Origin of the sequence: Halomonas qinghailakensis (assembly GCF_025820815.1) — a bacterium.
Taxonomy (GTDB): Bacteria; Pseudomonadota; Gammaproteobacteria; order Pseudomonadales; family Halomonadaceae; genus Vreelandella; species Vreelandella qaidamensis.
Genome location: NZ_CP096973.1, coordinates 2,033,439 through 2,052,547 on the forward strand (window position 1 = coordinate 2,033,439; position 19,109 = coordinate 2,052,547).

The 19,109-nt window shown below is 54.4% G+C and carries 14 protein-coding genes; 5 read left to right on the forward strand and 9 right to left on the reverse strand.

The genetic code is table 11. The features are described 5' to 3' along the window. Positions 1 to 109 precede the first annotated feature (109 nt). Complete coding sequence (locus M0220_RS09595; protein ID WP_264017483.1) at positions 110 to 3,655, forward strand: indolepyruvate ferredoxin oxidoreductase family protein; 3,546 nt, start codon at positions 110 to 112, stop codon at positions 3,653 to 3,655. A 416-nt stretch (positions 3,656 to 4,071) separates the two neighbouring features. Here the strand turns inward: M0220_RS09595 and M0220_RS09600 are convergent, their stop codons facing one another. From M0220_RS09600 to M0220_RS09630, 7 genes are all read right to left on the reverse strand, one after another. Beyond that, the gene (locus tag M0220_RS09600; RefSeq protein WP_264017484.1) at positions 4,072 to 5,262 is read right to left on the reverse strand and encodes a multidrug effflux MFS transporter; all 1,191 of its coding nucleotides are present in this window, start codon (positions 5,260 to 5,262) and stop codon (positions 4,072 to 4,074) included. Between the two features lie 116 nt (positions 5,263 to 5,378). Continuing rightward, the gene (maiA, locus tag M0220_RS09605) at positions 5,379 to 6,023 is read right to left on the reverse strand and encodes a maleylacetoacetate isomerase (RefSeq protein WP_264017485.1); all 645 of its coding nucleotides are present in this window, start codon (positions 6,021 to 6,023) and stop codon (positions 5,379 to 5,381) included. Between the two features lie 33 nt (positions 6,024 to 6,056). Further along, positions 6,057 to 7,076 carry a fumarylacetoacetate hydrolase family protein gene (locus tag M0220_RS09610; protein ID WP_264017486.1) on the reverse strand — a complete coding sequence of 340 codons (1,020 nt, stop codon included), beginning with the start codon at positions 7,074 to 7,076 and terminating at the stop codon, positions 6,057 to 6,059. A 90-nt stretch (positions 7,077 to 7,166) separates the two neighbouring features. Continuing rightward, entirely contained in the window at positions 7,167 to 8,477 is a 1,311-nt protein-coding gene (gene hmgA, locus M0220_RS09615) for a homogentisate 1,2-dioxygenase (protein ID WP_264017487.1), read from the reverse strand. 81 nt (positions 8,478 to 8,558) lie between these two features. Continuing rightward, positions 8,559 to 8,759 carry a DUF2783 domain-containing protein gene (locus tag M0220_RS09620; protein ID WP_030070929.1) on the reverse strand — a complete coding sequence of 67 codons (201 nt, stop codon included), beginning with the start codon at positions 8,757 to 8,759 and terminating at the stop codon, positions 8,559 to 8,561. Further along, positions 8,746 to 10,476, reverse strand: a complete 1,731-nt coding sequence (locus tag M0220_RS09625) for an FAD-dependent oxidoreductase (protein ID WP_264017488.1) — start codon at positions 10,474 to 10,476, stop codon at positions 8,746 to 8,748. Before M0220_RS09625 ends, M0220_RS09620 begins: the two co-directional genes overlap by 14 nt. Before the next feature lie 73 nt (positions 10,477 to 10,549). Beyond that, a complete protein-coding gene (locus M0220_RS09630; protein WP_030070925.1) occupies positions 10,550 to 11,518 on the reverse strand; it encodes an MBL fold metallo-hydrolase in 969 nt (322 codons plus the stop codon). 454 nt (positions 11,519 to 11,972) lie between these two features. On the opposite strand from M0220_RS09630, the gene M0220_RS09635 reads away from it, so the two are divergent. From M0220_RS09635 to M0220_RS09650, 4 genes are all read left to right on the forward strand, one after another. Then, positions 11,973 to 12,461 carry a MarR family winged helix-turn-helix transcriptional regulator gene (locus M0220_RS09635; protein ID WP_264017489.1) on the forward strand — a complete coding sequence of 163 codons (489 nt, stop codon included), beginning with the start codon at positions 11,973 to 11,975 and terminating at the stop codon, positions 12,459 to 12,461. A gap of 362 nt (positions 12,462 to 12,823) precedes the next feature. After that, complete coding sequence (locus tag M0220_RS09640; RefSeq protein ID WP_030070921.1) at positions 12,824 to 13,897, forward strand: TRAP transporter substrate-binding protein; 1,074 nt, start codon at positions 12,824 to 12,826, stop codon at positions 13,895 to 13,897. Positions 13,898 to 13,927: 30 nt separating this feature from the next. Continuing rightward, entirely contained in the window at positions 13,928 to 14,470 is a 543-nt protein-coding gene (locus M0220_RS09645) for a TRAP transporter small permease (protein ID WP_264017490.1), read from the forward strand. After that, the gene (locus M0220_RS09650) at positions 14,463 to 15,758 is read left to right on the forward strand and encodes a TRAP transporter large permease (RefSeq protein WP_030070918.1); all 1,296 of its coding nucleotides are present in this window, start codon (positions 14,463 to 14,465) and stop codon (positions 15,756 to 15,758) included. Before M0220_RS09645 ends, M0220_RS09650 begins: the two co-directional genes overlap by 8 nt. Positions 15,759 to 15,872: 114 nt before the next feature. Here M0220_RS09650 and paaZ read toward each other — a convergent pair whose 3' ends face one another. After that, positions 15,873 to 17,915 (reverse strand): phenylacetic acid degradation bifunctional protein PaaZ, encoded by a 2,043-nt coding sequence (gene paaZ / locus M0220_RS09655; protein WP_264017491.1) that lies wholly within the window; start codon positions 17,913 to 17,915, stop codon positions 15,873 to 15,875. Positions 17,916 to 18,012: 97 nt separating this feature from the next. After that, positions 18,013 to 19,095, reverse strand: coding sequence for a 1,2-phenylacetyl-CoA epoxidase subunit PaaE (gene paaE / locus M0220_RS09660; protein WP_030070914.1), 1,083 nt, complete (start codon positions 19,093 to 19,095; stop codon positions 18,013 to 18,015). Positions 19,096 to 19,109: the final 14 nt, after the last annotated feature.

Genomic DNA, 19,109 nt, shown 5'->3' on the forward strand with positions numbered 1-19,109 from the left:
ATTAATAACCAGGCTTTTGAAGAGTGAATTAGCAAGCACCTTTAGTGCGCTCTTGGCTAGACTCAAACGTATTACAACCATAACTCTTCAACCGTACTGGTGATCTCTCATGACAACCCCCTCAATTGCTGAGCAGGCGGGTTCTATTACCCCACCTCTCGATAACGCACTCGATGACAATCCTCTCAATGACAATCGTCTTGATGACTATCAGCTGGCCGACCGCTATAGCCGTGGTGAAGGCCGTATCTTTCTAACCGGCACCCAGGCGTTGGTGCGTATCGCCTTACGCCAAGCGGAGCTTGATCGCCGCGATGGTCGCCATACGGCAGGGCTTATCAGTGGCTATCGTGGCTCGCCCTTGGGCGGTGTAGACCAAGAGATTTGGCGGGCGAAAGCCGCTATGGAAGCGCATCACATCGATTTTGTCCCGGCGATCAACGAAGACCTGGCAGCCACCATGATGCTTGGCTGCCAGCAGGTGGAAACGGACCCTGAGCGGCAGGTCGATGGTGTCTTCGGCATGTGGTACGGCAAAGGGCCAGGCGTTGATCGCGCGGGCGATGCGTTAAAGCACGGTAATGCCTACGGCAGCTCACCGACTGGCGGTGTGCTGGTGGTCGCGGGTGATGACCATGGGTGTGTGTCGTCCTCAATGCCACACCAGTCGGATGTCGCCTTTATGGCGTGGTTTATGCCGGTAGTGAGCCCCGCGTCATTGGCGGAATATGAACGCTTCGGGCTGTGGGGCTATGCACTGTCACGCTTCTCAGGTTGCTGGGTGGGGTTCAAAGCTGTTTCTGAAACCGTAGAGAGCGGCGCGTCGGTGGAGGTGCCACCTTTGCCTGAGTATGTAACGCCAGCTTTCGATATGCCGGAAGGCGGGCTGCACTATCGCTGGCCTGACTTGCCGGGGCCGCAGCTTGAGACCCGTCTTGAGCACAAGCTGGCCGCCGTTCAGGCGTTTGCCACGGCCAACCCGATTGATCAGTACTTATTTCGCCAAGAACAGGCGACGTTTGGGCTGGTGACCACAGGCAAGGGGCACCTGGATTTACTTGAGGCGCTGCGTTTATTGGGGCTGGATGAAGCGAAGCTGCGTGAGTTGGGGGTGGAAATATACAAAGTCGGGATGGTGTGGCCGCTCCATCGACCCGGCATTCTTGAGTTTATTCATGGCAAGCGCGAAGTGCTGGTCATTGAAGAGAAGCGCGGCATTATTGAAAGCCAGCTGAAAGAGTACATGTCGGAACCCGACCATCCAGGCGAGGTTATCGTTACCGGCAAGCAGGATGAAACTGGTAAGCCTTTGATTCCCTTCGTGGGAGAGCTAGGCCCGCGCCTCTTGGCAGGCTTTGTCGCCGAGCGTTTAGCGCGCTTTTTCAACATTGATTTTAGCGACAAGTTGGCAACCGTTGATGCCTGCCAAGCAGGCGTGAAAGAGCTCGGTGGTGTACGCCGCATGCCGTATTTCTGCTCCGGTTGCCCACACAATAGCTCGACCAAGGTGCCTGAAGGCAGTAAAGCCCTGGCGGGGATCGGTTGCCACTTTATGGCCTCGTGGATGGACCGTAGCACCGAATCGTTAATTCAGATGGGTGGCGAAGGCGTTAACTGGGTGGGCAAGAGCCGCTTTACCGGTAATGGTCATATCTTCCAGAACTTAGGCGAAGGCACCTGGTTTCACTCGGGCTCCATGGCGGTGCGCCAAGCCGTGGCTGCCAACGTTAATATTACCTACAAAATTTTGTTCAACGACGCGGTTGCCATGACGGGCGGCCAACCCGTGGATGGACAAATAAACGTGCCGATGATTGCTCGGCAGTCGCTGGATGAAGGCGTTCGTCGGGTAGTGGTGGTCAGTGACGAACCTGAAAAATACCGGGGGCATGAAAAAGAATTTCCTAAGCAGGTGACCTTCCACGGACGCGAAGAGATGGACACGCTACAGCGTGAACTGCGCGAAATTCCTGGCTGCACCGTGTTGATTTATGACCAGGCATGCGCGGCTGAAAAACGCCGTCGGCGCAAGCGTGGTTTGATGGAAGACCCAGCCCGCCGAGTGTTCATTAACCATCATGTTTGCGAAGGCTGTGGTGATTGTTCCGTACAGTCCAACTGCTTATCGGTAGTGCCTCGCGAGACCGAGCTAGGCCGTAAGCGCAAGATCGATCAATCATCCTGTAACAAGGATATGTCCTGCGTCAGCGGTTTTTGCCCCAGTTTTGTCACTGTTGAAGGTGGCGGGCTGCGTAAGGGGCAAGGCGTCACGGCAGATAACGCCTTTTGGAAGCGTATATCACATTTGCCTAACCCTTCCATTGCCACTTTGGCTGCCCCTTATGACCTGTTGGTGGGTGGCGTTGGCGGCACGGGCGTGGTGACTGTCGGCCAGCTGATCACCATGGCAGCACACCTAGAAGGCAAGGGCAGCAGCGTGCTCGACTTTATGGGGTTTGCGCAAAAAGGTGGGGCAGTACTTAGCTATGTGCGTCTGGCATCACAGCCCAGCGAGCTGAATCAGGTGCGTATCGAAGCGGGTCAGGCCGATGCAATGATCGCTTGCGATATGGTCGTGGCCAGTTCGCAGAAAGCGCTGAATGTGCTGCAGCCGACCACCCGTATCGTGGCGAATCTTGCTGAGCTAGCCACGGCAGATTATGTCCTTTATCGCGATGCGGATATGCAGCCCAGCAAGCGCCTTAACATGTTGCGTGAAGCGGTAGGAGATGAACGCTTTGCTTCTCTGGATGCCAATCGCCTAGCCGAACAGCTGCTAGGGGATACGGTCTTTTCCAATATGATGATGCTGGGATTTGCCTGGCAGCAGGGGCTAGTGCCACTTTCTGAACCTGCGCTGCAGCGTGCGCTAGAGCTTAATGGTGTCGCCGTTGAGAAGAACCGTCAGGCATTTGCCTGGGGACGCCTGGCAGCGGTAGAGCCCGACTACCTTCAGCAGCATCTGGACACGATGCCACTGTCCGCCAATGCCACACTAGACGACGTGGTAGCGCGTAATAGTCGCCACCTGGAGCGCTATCAGAACCGTGCCTGGGCTGAGCGTTACGTTACCCAGGTAGCGAAAGTGCGCGAAGCAGAAGCCGCGCTAGGCGGTGGTCAATCATTGAGTGAGGCTGTCGCCCATCAGCTGTATCGCTTGATGGCGTATAAAGATGAGTATGAAGTGGCGCGCCTTTACACCCAGAGCGATTTTCTGGATGAGGTTAAAGCCACGTTCTCGGGTGATTACCAGCTAACTTTCCATTTGGCACCGCCGCTATTGGGTGGTCGTAAAGATGCGCAAGGGCGTCCGGTGAAGCGTCGCTTCGGCCCCTGGGTGCTGAAGGCAATGGGTGTGCTGGCCAAGATGCGCGGTGTGCGCAATACGGCGCTTGATCCTTTCCGCTTCAGCGCTGATCGTAAGCTCGACCGCATCTTGTTGGCTGACTACGAGCAGTTGATGGATGAGTTAGTGGCTCGCCTTGATGGCACGAATCACGCCACGGCCTTAGCGCTTGCTAAGCTGCCAGAAGAGATTCGTGGTTTCGGGCCCGTTCGCGAAGCTGCCGCTGAGAAAGCCAACGAGCGCCGCGAGACGTTGTTGAAGGAGCTACGTGAAGGTCGCTCGAAGACCATCGCTGTCGAAGCTGCTTGAGGCAACTCAATATAGGTAAAAAAGGCCACGCAATGAGTATAATGCCAGTCAGTTAAGGCTGACTGGCATTAGCCGATGGGCTGGGTTTTCGGGCTGCTGCAGGCCAAGGTCAAGGTGGATTCCCGATAATCCCCCTCGGGAATGACGGGGTGTGGTGGCTGGGGATGACACTTCCACTTCGTCGTTCCTGCATGCTCTGCCACTTCGTCGTTCCTGCATGTCCTGCCATTTCCTCGTTCCTGCATGCTCCGTCACTTCGTCATTCCCGCATGCCCTTAGCGGGAATCCAGTTTGATTTTCGTACCCCAGCCTCAACGGCCAAGGTCAAGGTGGATTCCCGATAACCCCACTCGGGAATGACAGTGAGGTGACTCGGGAATGACGGGGTGTGGTGGCTGGGAATGACAGTGCTTCAGCTACGCCTCTTTTTGGCGGCGTACCAGCAGCCAGTGGCTTGTCAGGGCGAGCAGCCCCATCAGCCCGATCGTCAATGCCATGGTGCGCGAGCTGCCGTCGTGGAATTGCCCGACTAAGCCACCTACCACAGCGGCAATCGTCATTTGCAGGAAACCAAATAAAGAAGACGCCGCGCCTGCACACTGAGGGTTGGGCGCCAGTGCACCGGCCATTGTTTGCGGCATCAAAATGCCTACCCCCAGCATGAACACCATATGCGGCCCCACTACCGCCCACGGGTGATGGATACCAACGGCAGCCAAGCCGGCCATGATCACGCCCCCTGCCGCACAGACTACCGTTCCCCGGGTGATAAGACGATCACGACCCAAGCGGTGGCTATAGCGGCCGCTGACCAGCGTGCCGACAAAGAAGCCCGCGACAATCAGCGTAAACAGCACGCCATACAGGGTAGGGGCGACGCCCATGTACTCGATGAGCACAAAGGATGAGCCAGAAAGGTACGCGAACAGCCCCGAAAAAGCGGCCGCATTCACCAAGGTGTAGCCAAGAAAGGCGCGTTGGCTTAGCAGTAGGCGAAAGTTTGCCAATATTGTTCTTGGGTGGATCGACTGCCGCTGCTCTATCGCCAAGGGTTCGGGCAGCATGAAAATGAGCACCGCCAGCATCACTGCCGCGTAGAGCGCTAGCACCACGAACACCGATTCCCAGCCAAAAAACAGCAGTAACCCCGCGCCCACCACTGGCGCTAAGGCCGGGGCGAGTGCCATGGTGCTGGCCATATACGAGAGAATGCGTCCAGCTTCGATGGGGCCATGGATATCTCGCACCGCAGCGCGTGCTAGCACGGGGCCGGCTGCCCCGCCAAAGGCCTGCAAAAAGCGGCCTACTAGTAACCATTCGACGTTAGGTGCCCAGGCGCACAGTAGGCTTGCCGCAAGAAATAGTGATAACCCTGCGATCATCACCGGCCGGCGTCCAAAGCGATCAGAGATCGGGCCACACAGCAGTTGGGCCAGGGCGAATCCAGCCATGTAGAGGCTAAGGGTGAGCTGTATTCGGTCTGGGCCAGTATTCAGCGCGTCTGCCATGGCGGGCATGGCTGGCAAGTACATATCCGTTGCCAGCGGGCCAAGTGCAGTCACCGCGGCTAGTGCCAAGACGGTGGCGGAAGAGGGCAGCTTTAGCACCGCTTAACTCCTTATGGTTGGACGTGATGCCCCTTCGGACACGAGACGGGCGCCTTTCCGAATGGAAAGACGCCCGCTTATGTTAGCCTGCTTAGTATAACTTGTTTTTGCTTGGTTTAGTTGGCGTCAGGCTGCGTCTCGGGTGCGGCTTTTTCGAACGCTGGCAGCGACCGACAGTGGGCAGCGATACGCTGGATCGTCGGGTAGGCTGACAAATCGCACTCGAAGCGCTCTGCGTTATACACCTGGGGAATCAGGCAGATATCCGCAAGCGTCGGGGTGTCGCCATGGCAAAAATCACCGGTATTCGAGTCAGCGGAAAGCATTGCTTCCAATGCTGTGAAGCCCTCGGTAATCCAGTGGCGATACCAGGCTAGCTTCGCCGCCTCATCCACCCCCAGCTCCCTGACGAGATACTTGAGCACCCGCAGGTTGTTGAGCGGATGAATCTCGCAAGCGACTGACTGAGCAAGCGCACGAACTCTTGCGCGCGCTAACGCGTCAACCGGCAGCAGCGCGGGCTCGGGGTGTGCCTCATCGAGGTACTCACAGATTGCCAGCGACTGGTTAATCACTGAGCTATCATCTAGCACTAGACTAGGCACCATCCCCTGGGGGTTGCGCGCCAGCTGTTCGCCGCCACGCTGCTCGCCTTTCACCAGGTTAACTGGGACCTGGTCATAGTCCAGGCCCTTGAGGTTTAAGGCGATCCGCACCCGGTAAGCAGCCGACGAGCGAAAATAGCCGTAAAGCGTCGTCATGTTGCCTTCCTTATGTTGTCTTTCTGGTCTTGCTTATTTGGGCTGGTACTTTACGACTTGCTGATCGATGGTACCAAACAGGTTATTGCCATCGCGGTCAAACATCTCGATGCGCACTCGGTCGCCAAAGCGCATAAAGGGAGTTTTTACCTGGCCGTACAGTATCTGCTCGACCATGCGTACTTCGGCCAAACAGCTATAGCCCACGCCGCCGTCAGCCACTGGTTTTCCAGGGCCGCCATCCGGGTCTGGGTTGGAAACAGTGCCCGAACCAATGACCGCGCCCGCGCCGAGATAGCGGGTCTTGGCCGCATGGGCAACCAGCTGCGGGAAGCTGAAAATCATATCGGGACCCGCTTCTGGCTCGCCAAACTTCTCGCCATTCAGGTGCACGGTCAGCGGTAGGTGTACCTTGCCATCCTGCCAGGCATCGCCCAGCTCATCGGGGGTCACCGCGATGGGCGAAAAAGAAGAGGCAGGCTTGGCTTGGAAAAAGCCGAAGCCTTTAGCGAGTTCGCCTGGAATGAGGCCGCGCAGGCTGACATCGTTAACCAGCATCACTAGCTTAATATGCTTGGCGGCTTCCTCGGGCGTTACAGCCATCGGCACGTCATCGGTAATGACGGCGATTTCGCCCTCAAAATCGATGCCATGCTCTTCGCTCACCGCTTCGATATCTTCGGTAGGTGCCAGGAAGCAGTCGCTACCGCCCTGGTACATGAGCGGATCAGTCCAAAAGGTTTCGGGCATTTCGGCATTACGTGCCTGGCGTACCAGTTGGACATGGTTTAGATAGGCGGAGCCATCAGCCCACTGGTAGGCGCGCGGTAACGGGGAGTGCAGGGCACTCTGGTCAAGCGCAAAAGCACCTTCAGCGTCGCCACTGTTTAGTTGCGCATAGCGTGCTTCAAGCTGCGGGCTAACGGCTTCCCAGCTTTCAAGAGCCGACTGAAGTGTGGGCGCAATATCAGCAGCGCTTACCGCACGGGAAAGGTCGCGAGAAACAATGATGAGTTCTCCGTCGCGGCCCTTGTTAAGTGTTGCAAGTTTCATGGTGATTCAATCCTTGTCGTCAGGGCGGGGCAGGCAAACCCCACCCGTCATAATAGTATTAGGGCTTGATAGTATTAGGGCTTGATAGTGTTAGGGCTTGCTTGGGTCGAAGTGCGAGCGCAGCGTCGACCAAACATCCACATAGTCACGTTGGCGGAAGTCAGCCTCTAGTGCCGCGGGGGTTGGATGGAATAAGTAGCGGCTTTCGAACATGAAGGCCAACGTATCCCCTAGGAACTGAGGCTTAAGCTCAGCGTTGGAGGCTTTTTCAAAGGTTTCAGCATCCGGGCCATGGGGCGACATTGAGTTGTGCAGGCTGGCACCGCCGGGGGTGAAGCCTTCGGCTTTTGCATCGTACTCACCGTGGATAAGCCCCATAAACTCGCTCATCAGGTTGCGATGGAACCAGGGTGGCCTAAAGGTATTCTCGGCAACCATCCAGCGCGGTGGGAAGATTACAAAATCCAGATTTGCCATTCCCGCTGTATCGGAAGGTGACGTCAATACGGTAAAGATTGAAGGATCTGGATGGTCGAAGCTCACCGTGTTAATGGTGTTAAAATTAGCGAGGTTATATTTATACGGCGCGCAGTTACCGTGCCACGCCACTACGTCTAACGGCGAATGGTTTAGTTTAGTTTCCCAGAAACGACCAGAGAACTTAGCCACTAAGCGGTAATCACCCTCTAGATCTTCATAAGCCGCTACTGGGCTTTGGAAGTCGCGCGGGTTTGCCAAGCCGTTAGCCCCAATAGGCCCAAGGCCGGGTAGCTCTAACGGGCTGCCGTAGTTCTCGCAAATATATCCTCGCGCAGCATCGACACCTTGCGCTCTGCGCACTTGGAATTTCACACCGCGAGGAATAACGGCAATTTCACCGTTATCAATCTCAAGTTCACCAAATTCGGTGCGCAGGCGTATAGCACCCAACTGCGGAACGAAGAGCAGTTCGCCATCTGCGTTGTAGAAAAAACGCTCGGTCATGTCTTCATTGAACGTATAAACATGTACGCCCACGCCAGCCTGGGTGCCTGCATCCCCGTTGACTGCAATGGTGAATAAACCATCAATAAAGTCAGTCGGGGCATCTGGTATCGCAACGGGGTCCCAACGCATTTGGTTAGGGTCGGCTGCTGGGCGTTCTAATGGGGCGGTGTGTACGTCGTTGTTATTTTCTAGTGGCTGGTAAGCACTTTGAACCACTGAAGGGCGAATGCGGTAAAGCCAGCTACGAAAGTTTTGATGACGTGGTGCTGTAAATGCGGAGCCAGTGAGCTGTTCTGCATATAAACCGTAAGCGCACTTTTGCGGTGAGTTTTGCCCAATCGGCAGTGCACCTGGCAGCGCTTCGGTTGAAAAGTGGTTATGAAAGCCGTTTTGATACTTTAATTGTTCAGTCATTGTTTAGTCCTGCTTTATTTGAACGTTATTTTGCTAAACCTATCTTTTATAAACCTGCCTTTTTATAAACTTAAGGCGCGGCTATTGATCGCCATCAGCCACCGCATGGGACATCGCTTCTTCAAGCACCGCTTGGTCGCCGATGTGGTTAGCCAGTAGCAAAATCAAGCGTGCATTGATGCGTTCGCTGTCGGCTTCGCTGCGGTCGCGGTGTAGTGCGGTGAGTGCCGCGTAAAACGCATCCGGGTCAGTGAAGTTGGGATTCAATTCAAGCCTTGGCATGGCAACGCTCCTGAAAGGTAGTGTCAGCGGTACCCGCAAGATGCACGCCCAGCGCGCGGTCTAAGGCATCTTCAACCTGGTGGGCAGTGATGGCGTGCCAGCGAGCAGCAACATGTTGGTCGGGACGAACAAGGTACCCGGCACCTGCTTTCAGGCCGTATCGCTGGGTGATTAGTCCTTCAGCATCATCCACCACGGTGGTGCGCGGTAGCGTGCTGAGCGCCTGCGGCGTGGGGCCAACGATCACTAGGCTGACATCGGGGCGTCGCTCTAGCAGAGTATCTAGGTCTTTCAACAAAGTAGCGTCATGTTGATCATCAGCACGGCCGTCGAGCAGCAACACAAAGCCATCGCCAAACTGATTGAGTAGCCAGGCGTTCTCTTCGCCTACTCGAATAGGGGCATCTTTAATGGGGCTGCCGGGGCGCAACTCACTTGGGCCGCCGTCCACATCGGGCGTATTGAGCGGCGAGTGGTCATAGCGACAAGGCATAGAGAGTCGGCCGCTGTTGACCAGACTACGTGCGAAGGGGTGCTTCTCAGCCAGCTCCAACGTCACATCGCGGAACACGTGGCTAATATGGCTCTTCGGGGTAATAAAGTCGGTGGCGCGGGTAGAGTTAAGGAGGTTTTCTGCCGCGCCGTGCTGGCGCTCAGTGTTGTATGTGGACAGTAGCGTTTTAGGTGCCTGCTGTTTGAGCACTCGAGCAAGCTTCCAGACTAAGTTGTCTACGCCCTGCAGGGCACCGTTGGCTCCCCTGGCCCCGAAGGGGGAAACCTGATGAGCCGCGTCGCCCATGAATATCACGCTGTTATGAATAAAGTTATCCATTTTACGGCAGCGGAAAGTGTAGACACTGGCCCACTCAAGCTCGAACTCCACGTCTGGTCCAAGCATGGCTTGTACCCGTGGGCGAATGTTCTCTTCTTTCTTCTCTTCTTCCGGGTCAGCGTCCCAGCCTAGCTGGAAGTCGATACGCCACACATTGTCGGGTTCTTTGTGTAGCAGTACTGATTGATTGGGGTGGAAGGGCGGATCAAACCAGAACCAGCGTTCTGTCGGGAAGTCGGCCTTCATCACCACATCAGCAATCAGGAAGCGGTCTTGGAATACCTGGCCTTTGCACTCAAGGCCCAGCATGTCGCGAATTCGGCTGTTAGCGCCATCCGCGACAAGAAGGTAGTCACAGGTCAGTTGATAATCACCATCCTGAGTAGAGACGTTGAGGGTGGTGCTGTCAGGCTGAGCATCGACATTAATGACCTTGTGTTTCCAACGCAGATCAATCTGTTCAGCAAAGTCGTGAGCGCGGTTGACCAGAAACTCTTCAAAGTAATACTGCTGCAAGTTAATAAAGGCCGGGATGCGATGGCCGTCTTCGGGCAGCAGGTTAAAGTCGTACACTTCGCGGTCTTGGAAAAAGACGCGACCGTGCTGCCAAGTGACGCCTTTTTCAAGCATCGGCTCGACACAGCCCAAACGGTCGACAATTTCCAGTGAACGCTTGGCAAAGCACAGCGCCCGGGAACCCACGCTAACGGTGTTGTTATCGTCGAGGACAATGGAGTGAATGCCCTGCTTAGCTAAATCAATAGCGGCGGCGAGGCCGCTGGGTCCGGCACCGACAATCACCACCGGGCAATGGCGCACGTTTTGACTATCGAGCTCAGGCGGGCGTCGGTAAGGATAGACAGGATTTTTATAGGTAGTTGGCATCTATTGCTCCCCTGCAGCGTCGGGGCATAGCTCCCGACGCTGGGCGTGATCAGTGGGTGTCTCTAGTAAGCACTTACTGATTTTCGACAGCGTCTTGCAGCGAGTGCCACATAGCGGTATCGCGCTCTGCTGTCCAAATGCGGGGATCTGGGTATTCGCCGCCTGCTTCGTCATAGCAGCGCGTGATGTCGAAAGGCACACAGTGGTCGAAGATGACCCAATGGCCATACTTTGGTTTCAGCAATGCGTAGGTGTCGGCGTAGCACTCGGAGAGCGATTTGCCCGCCGCCTTGCCTGCTTTGACACTTCCATACATATCATTCAAAAAGTCGCGGGTGCCTTGGATAGCTTCCTGGCACTGCTCGGCAGTCTGTAGCGCATCGCCACGGCCGGGCACCAGCTTTTGAGGCTGCATGGCCTGGAGGCGATCAAGCGTGGCCGGCCAGTCCTCGTGGTAAGCGTCACCGGTATAAGGAGTGGCACCATACTCAACGAGGTCACCGGCAAACATGATTTTTTCTTTCGGTAACCAGACGATGGTGTCGCCCTTGGTGTGTCCGCGGCCCAAGTGGATGATCTGTACCTCGCGCTCACCCATGAAGACGGTCAGTTTTTCCTGGAAGACAATGGTTGGCCAAGTTAAACCAGGGACAGAATCGACGCCTTTGAACAGGCGCGGGAAACGGCCAACTTCTGATTCATAGTCTTGCTGTCCACGCTCGACAATTAGGTCATAAGTGTTCTGGCTTGCGTAGATGTTCTCAGCGTTATACGCGGAAGCCCCCAGTACACGGACGGCGTGATAGTGAGACATGACCACATGCTTAATTGGTAGATCAGTCACTTCGCGGATACGGCGGATAACGTCCTGGGCCATGATGGGCGTGGCCTGGGTGTCGATGACCATCACGCTGTCATCGCCAATCACGATGCCGGTATTGGGGTCACCTTCAGCCGTGTAAGCGTAAAGCCCTTCTGCCAGCTTGATGAAACTGATCTGTTTTTCTTCGGTGTCGGCATGGGATGCAAACTTCTTGCTCATGGTATCTCCGGTGCTATCAGGGTGATTCAGATCGTTGTATGCCAGGAGGATAGTTTCTTATGAAACTAAATGTCCAGTATGCTACGTGCTTGCTAGCCATGTTTTTGCAAGATAAAGGCAATAATGCCTAAGAAATCAGCTGTTTGTTGCAGCTTAATACCTAAGTCTAATAATCATAATACGCAAATTAGTTGCATAAGAGAGCATCTGGCGGCAGTGTTCCTCCTAGGGTTAGTTTCATTAAAGGTCTGCTAATTTAACAATTAGTGATGCCAGTAACGCTGGTAATGCGTCTGCTGCTATGACGCTACTATATCGCCACGTGGGAAACGGCTGGGGAGCAGTAGAGGATAAGTGAGGGGTGAGTAGGTGCATTGCTGGTGCCGATATTCCCAGCTATCGTGCTGTTTTTTTTCACTCCCCACCGATAAATGGCGGCGCTAGGAGAAACACCATGACGATGGATAAAGCAGACAACGAAACACCTTTGGAATCTTCAGCCAGGGCAGAGTTAGACCTAAATCAGTTTTTACCCTATCAGCTGAACCGCCTCGCTGACCGTATCAGCCAAGCGCTTGAAGCACTTTATGCTGAGTCTTATCAGCTCAATATCGCGCAATGGCGCGTGCTGGCGTGGCTTAGCCACTGCGATGATTTAACCGCCAAGAAGGTCTGTGCCTATACCAATATGGACAAGGCGCGCGTGTCTCGGGCTATTCAGTCGTTGGAAGAGCGTGGTTTGATCAGCCGCACTCCTTCGCAGCAGGATCAGCGGCTACATGATTTGCAGCTAACAGAAGCCGGGCAAGCGCTACTTAATAAGTTAGTGCCTGAAGCTCAGGCGTGGGAAGCCGATCTGGTGTCGACTCTGAGCGTTGGTGAATATCGTGACTTGCTTAACACCATGCGCAAGCTTGAACGGCAGTTGGAGAGGATTGGATAAAGCACTCGTGAAATACCTCTCTCGGCTTTCTGTGCCAGTTATCACGCTGTTTTTTTTGTTATGGCGTGTCGCTTATGGGCTTTCAGAAACAAATTGTGTAACAAAAATGGTGAGCTAGAAAAGTAATTGAAAACAGCAGCTTTGAAACGCTCAAAGGCAAATCAATGTGATTTAAGTGGTTGTAATTTAAAATAATAATTTATCACTATACTTAAGTATTATCATCTATTAGTCGATGGATCGTTGCGCGATCCATGTATCTGCAGGCATTGTGATAATAAACGTGATTCGAATATTTTTTTTATTACAAAAATAAGGTATCACGTTTGGCTCCCAGTTCGTGACGACCAGAGGAAAGAAAAATGAACAAAACAACAAACCTGATGATTGGCGCTATCGCTGCCGCAACATTGAGCACGCCCGCCTTAGCACAAACAACCATCACCGTGAGTACCTGGGCTGGCCCTAACCACGGTATCAACACCATCGTATGGCCAACGTGGAAAGCGTGGATTGAAGAAGCCACGGAAGGACGCGTCACGGTAGACGTGATACATGATATGGGGCCCCCTGTTTCCCAAATGGAAATGGTTGCCGATGGTATCGCTGATGCAACCTGGGTTTTCCACGGCTATAACACGGGCCGCTTTCAACTAACCAAACTTCCGGAATTCCCCACCTTTCAGGAGTTCTCATCAGAAAACGCGTCTAGCGCTTACTGGCGCACTCATCAAGAATACTTAGCATCTGCTGGCGAACACCGTGGTGTTGATGTAGTCGCTGCCGGTGTTCATGGCCCGGGTTGGATCTTCAGCAGCGAGCAGTACGACACCTTAGAAGACCTTAAAGGCAAACGTATTCGCGTTGGCGGCGGCGTAATGGGGGATCTCTCCAATGCCCTAGAACTGACCGGTGTTGCACTGCCGCCTACTGGCGTTTATGAAGCAGGCTCACAAGGCGTTATCGACGGTGCCATGCTAGTGCCTGAAGGGCTGCGCAGCTTCCGTGTCGCAGAAATTTTCCCCTACACCCTTAAAGTTGATGGCGGCTTCTACCGCGGCAGTTTCACCATTGTTGTTAACCCAATGATCTGGGATGAAATGTCGCCTGAAGATCGTGAAGCTGTCGAATCTGTTTCTGGTGAGCGTTTATCTCGCCTGTTCGGTTACATGATGGACGTATCCGATGTGCGGGGCGTCGACTTTGCAGAAGAGCTTGGCCACACCTTTACTGAGCTAGGTGATGACGACCTCAATACGCTGAAAAGTATGAGTGACAACATGATTGCTGAGTGGGCTGAGTCTGTCTCAGAAAACCGTAACGTGGATGCGATGGCCGCTATCGAGTTCTATCGCGAACAGCTGGTCGCTGCAGCGGAAGAAGAGAGCGTTAGCAGCTTAGTGCCAGATGAACTAGTACCAGACAACGCAGAGTAAGTTTCCACTGGCGCTGGACGGAGAGCAATCATGCAAACCCAAATGGCACGTGCTACGCGCGTTAGTCGGGTTCTGCAGCTGATGTTGGAGGGGGTGGCAGGCGCTACCCTCTTTGGCATGATGCTGTTGACCACTGCTGACGTAGGCGGCCGCTACTTTTTTAATTCCCCTATTCTTGGTGCTGTGGAGCTAACTCAACTGATGCTGGCGGCGTTGGTGTTTCTATCGCTGCCGGTCGTCTGTTGGCGCCAAGAGCATGTCAGCGTCGATCTGCTTGATGCGGTTTTCCCAGTAAAGCTTATCTGGATACGTGAAGTGATCGTCAACCTGATCGTGACTGCTGCCCTCTGGGTGATGGCACAACGGGTATGGGCGCTCGCAGAGCGCGCGTTTTCCTGGGGAGATGTGACCGAGTTTTTACGTATACCCCATGGCTATCTGATCGGATTGATCGCCATCATGCTAGCGCTTTCAGCACTGCTTACCCTCATACGAGCTGTTTTCTATTTGCTTGAGGGATTCAAGGTAATTGAACACGGTGGCCCATTAAGCAAAGGAGAGCCCCATGACTGAAGCGCTGTACGGTTTCGCAGTACTGTTGATATTAGTGTTTCTGCGTGTGCCCCTGGCGTTTGCAATGGGCATTGTCGGTTTTGCGGGGTTCTACTTACTGACCGGTAATTGGAATGCGGCTGAGGCAATGGCGGCGCGCCGGGTGGTAGACACGGCCATGGATTACGGCCTGTCGGTCATACCCTTGTTCATACTAATGGGCAACTTTGTTTCTCATGCGGGATTATCCGATGCCTTATTTCGAGCATCGAATGGTTTTCTAGGTCATCGCAAGGGCGGCCAGGCGATGGCGACGATCGTTGCCTGCGGTGGTTTTAGCGCGATATGTGGATCAAGTCTAGCGACGTGCGCCACCATGGGCCGAGTTGCCATGCCGCAAATGCGTAAATATGGCTATAAGGATTCGCTGGCTGCCGCTTCCATTGCGGCGGGTGGCACGCTGGGTATCTTGATTCCACCAAGCGTCATGCTAGTAATTTACGGAATCCTGACTGAAACCAGCATTCGTGAGTTGTTTGCGGCTGGCTTTATCCCCGGTATTCTTGGCATCTTTCTCTACATTGGTGCCATTAAGTGGGTGCTCTGGCGCGACCCCAGTGCGGGTCCAGCGGCAGAGAAAGTGCCATGGCCAGAGCGCATTCAAGCACTGAAAAGCGTAGGCAGTACGCTGGCGCTATTTGTACTGGTGATTGGCGGTATTTATCTTGGTGTGTTTACGCCGACCGAAGCGGCCGGTATCGGTGCGATGGGCGCATTTCTGATTGCGCTGATGCATCGAGCGTTAACGCCCACGGTGTTAATGAATGTGCTAATGGATACGGTGCGTACCACGGCGATGTTGTTTGCCGTGGTATTAACGGCGCTGATCTTTGCTAACTTCATTAATCGAGCTGGGTTGCCTGGTGACCTGCTGGCGCTAGTTAATGGCTTGAATGTGGCACCTTTTGTGGTCATTTTAGTGATTATAGCGATCTATGTGGTGCTGGGCTGCGTGTTTGAAAGCATGTCGATGTTGCTGCTCACCGTGCCGGTATTTTTCCCAGTAGTAGCGGGGCTGGGTTACGACTTGGTGTGGTTTGGCATACTGGTGGTCATCGTTATTGAGATTAGCTTGATAACACCCCCTGTCGGTATGAACGTGTTTGTATTGCGAGCCGTCCTGCCGGACGTATCCACAGGCACGATCTTCCGTGGTGTCACCCCCTTCTGGGTTGCGGGTACCATACGTGCGTTGTTGGTACTTATTTTCCCCGCCATTGTGCTGTTCCTGCCACGACTGCTGTATTAAAACGGTTTTATTAACTTTCGTACGATACAAAAAGATGACAGGGCGTTTGCCCTGTCATTTTTTTGCCTTGCTTTTATGTCTGGCTATTTATGTCTAGTTATACAGACTGAGCCGTTACTGGCGCTTTGCGACCAGCGTTAGAATGTCGTAGCTGGCAACTAACTCGTCATGTTGATTGGTCACCGCCACGTCCCACATCACCACACCTTGCGGGTGCCCATCTGGAGAAGCCCGGCCTTGATCAATTTTACGCTTACAGGTGAGGCGGGCGCGGATAGTATCGCCAACCAGCACCGGCGTAATAAAGCGCAGCGTATCCAGGCCGTAGTTTGCTAGTACCGGGCCTTCGCCTGGGTAAACGAACAAGCCAGCGGCGGCCGACAGTACAAAATAGCCATGGGCAATGCGTTGGCCAAACTGGGTTTCTTTGGCGGCAATATCGTCGAAGTGCATGTAGAAGTGGTCGCCGGAAAGACAGCCAAAATTGACGATATCAGCTTCGGTGACGGTGCGGCGGTGGGTTAACAGTGACTCGCCCACCTGCAGGTCATCAAAATGGCGACGGAACGGGTGAACGTCAGTTTCGAGCACTTTCGCACCACGTACATACTCCCCGGTAACTGCCGCCACCATGGTCGGAGATCCCTGGATAGCAGTGCGCTGTAGATAGTGGTGAACCGCACGAATGCCACCAAGCTCTTCGCCACCACCTGCGCGGCCTGGGCCACCGTGCTTGAGCATCGGTAGCGGAGAGCCGTGGCCAGTCGATTCTTTGGCTGCCTGGGCATCAAGGATCTGTAGACGGCCATGCTGGGCGGCCAGCACAGGAATCATTTCAGCAGCAATGGCGGGAGTTTTGGTGGTTAGTGTGGTGACCAAGCTGCCCTTGCCCTTGGCGGCAATAGCCAGTGCTTCGTCGATACCGTTGTAGGGCATTAGCGTCGCGACCGGGCCAAAGGCTTCAATATCGTGAGCGCCGCCGTCGTTTAACGGGTTACGGTTGATCAGCAGGTGTGGAGAGATAAACGCGCCGTTTTCCACACCCTGGCCGACTGCTTTGAAGCTGCCGTCTCTGCCGAAAACACACTCACTGGTTTCCAGTAGTTGATCGATAGCCTCGTTTACGTCACGCAGCTGGTCGCTGGAAGAGAGCGCGCCCATGCGTACGCCTTCTTCATGAGGGTCGCCCACCACGATGCTTGAAAGACGTTCTTTAATCATGCCTGCCAATGTATCCAGATGCTCAGCGGGAACCAGTACTCGACGGATCGCTGTACATTTTTGGCCTGCTTTAGCGGTCATTTCCTTGACTACTTCTTTGGCAAAGATCGCGAACTCTTCATCTTCCGGGCTGATATCGGGTGCCATGATCGCGCTGTTGAGCGAGTCAGCCTCGGCGTTGAACGGAATGCTCTTGGCCATAATGTTGGGGTGGCTTTTTAGCATTAAGGCGGTGTTTGCCGAGCCGGTAAAGGTAACAAAGTCCTGCTCTTCTAGGTGATCCAATAAGTCACCGGCCCCACCGACGACCAGCTGCAGTGCGCCTTCCGGCAGCAGGCCAGAATCGTTGATCACGCGCACCGCGGCCTCGGTCAGGTAACTCGTCGCGGTGGCTGGCTTGAAAATACACGGCATGCCAGCCAGAAAAGCGGGTGCGAACTTCTCTAGCATGCCCCAGATAGGAAAGTTGAAGGCATTAATATGCACTGAGACACCGCGACGAGGCACCAGGATGTGGGTGCCATTAAAATGGTTCTCTTTACCTAATTGCGTCACTGGGCCTTCATGGGCCACGTTACCAGAAGGCAGTTCTTTGCGGCCCGTAGAGGCGTAGGTGAACAGCGTGCCAAAACCGCCGTCAATGTCGATCCAAGAGTCGGCTTTGGTACAGCCGGTGTGGTGAGAGATAGCATACAGCTCACGCTTACGCTCTTGGATATAGGCGGCCAGCGCCTTAAGAATGGCAGCGCGCTGTTGGAAATCGAGCGCTAAGATATTTTTTACGCCGGTGTGGCGGGCGTATGCCACCGCTTCGCGGAAATCGATCTCTTCTTGGTGAGTATGCGCAACGGTGGTGCCGTTGATGGCACTGATCAGCGCTTTAGACTCGGTGCTGCCAAACCACTGGCCGGCAATGTAACTCTGTAAAACTGGCATTGAGCGTTCTCCCGCAAATATTGTTGGAATCAGGCGTTGGTATCAAGATCAACAAAGCCGACACGATCGTCGGCTTTGGAAGTCGATGGTGACGGGGCTACACCTCGTCAAAGTCGAGCACCACCTTGTCGCTGATCGGATAGCACTGGCAGGACAGCACGTAACCGGCATCTATTTCGTAATCTTCCAAGGCGTAATTGGCGTCCATTTCCACCTCACCTTCGATGACTTTAGACTTACAGGTAGAGCACACGCCCGCCTTGCATGAGAACGGCAGATCGGCACCGTGCTCGTTGCCCGCGTCAAGAATGTTCTGGGTGTTGCGGGGCAGCTTATATTCGATGGTGCGGCCGTCGATGATCACCTGAATAAGCGATGAGTCGGCTTCCGTCTGGTTCGCTTGCGCTGCTTGGCGACGTTTGGCACCTGCCGTTGGCAGGCTTGCAGTGAACAGTTCAAAATGAACGTTGTTCTTGGGCAGCCCATGGTTAATCAGAACGTCGCGGACGGTCTCGGTCATTTCTTGTGGGCCACACAGGAAAGCCGCATCGAGTTTGGATACCTCTACCCAGCGGTCAAACAACGCATTGCACTTGTCGGCAGTGATGCGACCGTTGTAAAGATCAATTTCCTGCTGCTCGCGACTGAATACGTAAATAATGTTGAGACGCTCTAGGTAGCGATCCTTAAGGTCTTGCAGGCGATCACGAAACAGCGTTCCCGTGGTAGAGCGGTTGCCATAAATCACCGTAAAGCGGCTTTTCGGCTCGCTTTCCAGCGTGGTAGAGACAATCGACATAATGGGCGTGACGCCGCTGCCAGCGGTTACCGCCAGATAGTGTCCTTCACGGCTGGGGTCAAGCGGCACAAAGAACTTGCCTTGAGGCGGCATGACATCCAGGCGGTCGCCGGGCTGCAGCTGCTGGTTGGCAAAGGTCGAAAAACTGCCACCGGGCACCAATTTAACCGCAACTCTCAACTCATGCTCGTGAACGCCGGTGCAGATCGAGTAAGAGCGGCGGACATCTTCGCCGTCGATATCGTGGCGCAGCGTTAGGTACTGCCCTTGGGTGAAGCGAAAGGCGTCCTGCAGATCGTCGGGAATGTCAAAGGCAATGGAAACGGCATCATGGGTTTCCTTGCGTACATCCTTGACGGTCAAGGCGTGAAATCGGCTCATGGGAAATGGTCTCG